Consider the following 3,231-nt stretch of genomic DNA (forward strand, 5'->3'; position numbering starts at 1 on the left):
ATGGCAGCCCGCACAAGCCGCCTCCCGGCATCCGCTTGTTTTTTTCGGTTTGGCGGTGTCTTGCGACTACTCCCCGCCCTGAAGGACAGGGATTACTGCTTCAACGGCTGCGACCAACCCCTCGAAAGCGATTGGTCTTAGCACTACCGCCATAGGCCTGAGACGGACAGCCCTGACGCCCATAAGGCCTAAGGAGTCCTGTTCATGATTAACGACCCCGAAACCATATGATCGAACAAAGGATTCGCTCATGCCTTAATTGTTGACAAAATGGCTTTTAGGCGTATTTTCTCCCTCGACCAAACTGCCCGTCTGACGCGAAGAAGGAGAAGCAAGCGTGACCACCAAGATCAACCCCCAGTTCCTCAAATCCATCCACACCGAGATCAACGACGCTCTGAAGACGATCGCCGAGAAGCATAATGTTCACATGGTGACGGGCAACGGAAGCTACGAGGTCGATCAGACATCTGGCCACCTGAAGCTCGAAATCAATCAGATCGCTGCTAACGGAGAGGTGATTACCGACGAGGTGAAGAACCTGCGCCGTTACCATCCCGACACGGAAAACAGGACCGTCGTCCTCGGCGGCGTGACCCATAAGGTGGTCGGCTACAGTACCCGCGCGCGCAAGAACCCTTTCATCATCAAGGACCCACGGGGAAAGAAATACACCGCTCGCTACGAGGTGGTCATGTCCCAAATGGACAAAATGATGACTTGAAGGCCTCCCACTCCATCCCGACGAAATGTCCGGCCGCCTCTTTTATTTCTGGTGCCACGCTCGCACGCCGAAACGGCGGAAGGACTTTTGCGACCCGCTCCGCTACCGTCGAACCAGGACACAACGAGGAAACGACATGCAGAATACGACCTACGGCCTCCGCCATATGCCGAGCGGCAGGATTCTGAACCTGGATGCCAGGTCAAATCACGACGAGGACTGCTGCAACGCAGAGACGTGCGAGCTGACGCTCGACAACATCGAGCCCGGCTACATCTTTCGTTACGAGACCGAGAGATTCGCCGATGTCGTTGAGACCTTAATGAACCCGGATCCCGGTTGGTACAACTCCAGCCGGGAACGCCCTATGCTCGGTAATTTCGATCCTGAGGAACTCCACATGGTCGCATTCCGAAAGACGTACGACTTCGATGCGCGGGGAGGGGACCCCGTCATGACGACCGAAATCATCCTTCCGATCTCGACGCCGGAAATGATCGCGGGTCGAGTCGTCGGAACCCGCAGCCCCGAAAAAATACCGAAAAGGATCCTGAGCCGAAGGGATTTAGGCGCGCACATCGATGCATGGGAAACCACCGACAAGGAGAACGATTTCGTCCATTTCGTTACCATGATCCCGACCGAGGAGATGCCGGCGAACACCAGTATGGGCTACTGCATCCCGGTTCAGGGCAATCACTGCTCGATCCTGTCCGACACGCCTCTCCCGGACACCTGGCCCGCAGACACGACAGAAGACCTGACGAAAGCAAGACTGTTGCTCGTCAAGACCAGCATCGAACCAAGGTTTCTCGACGACTATGAACAGCCGCCGGTGCCGTCACCCCGCTAATCCGTCAAAGTCTTCCCCGCCCTTCATGGCGGGGAAGACGTTAAATCTCACTCCGCGAGGTGTGCTCTTGACCCCTTCCTGAAGTAAGGGATTTGCCGCGCTTCTGAAACAAGCACTTGCGCCGGTGCGCCCGGGGCTCACCATTGGTCTATGAGCACAAACGAGGAACATCTTCTGCAAGGCGTTCTGGACTGCCGCCGGAGATTCCATGACACCCTGACGGGCGCATGGGTCGGCAACAGGATCAAGCGACGCACCCGCGACGGCTGCGGGCGGCTAAGAAAATGGGGTGACGACATGATATGCCCCATCTGGTTCTTCACGGGAGAGGGTGAGAGCCTCAAGGCGTCGAACGGAGACACCGGAAAGGAGATCTCGAATGCGCTGGGCGAGATTATGAACCTCCGACATTGGAAGGAAATACACGCGAAGCTCCCGAAATCCTACCGCAACCAGTGCAGGAGCCTTGGCGCGAGAAATCCGCCCAGCCGGAACACCAAGGGATCCGAGTTCGAGAAGGCTATCAGGCTTTTCCTAGAGGAATCCTTCCTCGAACTCGTCGCCCCCGTCTATCGTCCGGGCGATTACCTCATTCGCTCTAAGCAGAACAATCGGCTGGAGGAGTTCTCCCAGTACGTACACCTCGCATGGCATTCCAAAGAACTGGACCTGATATCAAGGCTTTCGAAGGACTCGAGGGCCGGGGATCTCGCGGACGAGGCGCGAAGGATCCTGGACGAATGCCCACACGGTCTGCCGAACAGCTACCAGACCTCCCCGGATGTCACCATCGCGCGGAAGCCGAAGAAGATGCCTGCCAACCCTTCCGGCATCGGCCCGGACAACCATCTCTTCACCTCCTTCGACCCGCACCCCGTGCTCTTCGCCATCTGCTCCGCGAAATGGACGCTCCGGTCCGACCGGGCGCAGAACAGCCGCAGCGAGGTCAGCTATCTCGAGAGGGAGAGGCGAGGTCCAAAATGCCGCTTCGTCGCCGTGACGGCGGAGACGAATGCTAGCATCATCAGTTCTATCGCCATCGGAAGCGAGGTGGACTGCACCTATCACGTCGCTCTCCCCGAACTCCTCGAGGTGACCAGGAGCGTTCATCCGGCCGGAGACGACAAGTTGGATAAGCTCGAGAATCTGATCGCGACGAAACGCCTGAAGGACATCTCGGACCTTCCCTTCGATCTCGCCGTATAACGGTTCCTGAATTCAATCCCGGGCGACTACGTCAGCATTCTTGACATTTTAAGGATTCGTGACCTATATTCTCCGCATTCAAGAATAAGGATAAAAAAATATGCAGCACTACGCCGCCTTCGACTGGAACTCCATCCACAGCATCTCCACGGACCCGGACACCGCCCTGAAACTCGGACGGAAATCTCCGGATGCCGGACGCCTAAAAGTCGCCACGGTCTCGCCGGAACTCGCCGCTGATATCAAAGAGAACGGATGGGATCCGGAAACGCGCTCTTTCGACATCTTCGACGGAGAGGTTATTGAGATCACGCCGAAACCTGGCATGGGAATGTAAGTTCCGTGACCACCCCTACCCCGAAGGGCAGAGAGCAGTCGCGTAATCGTCATCCACGAATTAACGCCCCCTGAAGGACGAGGATTTTAGCGAAGCGCAAGCCGTCAGGCT

General features: G+C 57.0%; 4 protein-coding genes. All 4 read left to right on the forward strand.

The features are described from left to right. The first annotated feature begins 337 nt into the window (after nucleotides 1-337). The 4 genes from E1297_RS03330 (at nucleotide 338) to E1297_RS03345 (ending at nucleotide 3,120) form a co-directional block, all read left to right on the forward strand. A complete protein-coding gene (locus E1297_RS03330; protein WP_155133847.1) occupies nucleotides 338-724 on the forward strand; it encodes an HAD hydrolase family protein in 387 nt (128 codons plus the stop codon). 136 nt (nucleotides 725-860) lie between these two features. Beyond that, nucleotides 861-1,577: a hypothetical protein gene (locus E1297_RS03335; protein WP_155133849.1), complete on the forward strand. Its 717-nt coding sequence runs from the start codon at nucleotides 861-863 to the stop codon at nucleotides 1,575-1,577. A 150-nt stretch (nucleotides 1,578-1,727) separates the two neighbouring features. Then, on the forward strand, nucleotides 1,728-2,783 hold the full coding sequence (locus tag E1297_RS03340; protein WP_155133851.1) for an NgoMIV family type II restriction endonuclease: 1,056 nt from the start codon (nucleotides 1,728-1,730) through the stop codon (nucleotides 2,781-2,783). A gap of 100 nt (nucleotides 2,784-2,883) precedes the next feature. Further along, nucleotides 2,884-3,120 (forward strand): hypothetical protein, encoded by a 237-nt coding sequence (locus tag E1297_RS03345; RefSeq protein ID WP_155133853.1) that lies wholly within the window; start codon nucleotides 2,884-2,886, stop codon nucleotides 3,118-3,120. Nucleotides 3,121-3,231 lie beyond the last annotated feature (111 nt).

The organism is Roseibium sp. RKSG952 (assembly GCF_009711355.1).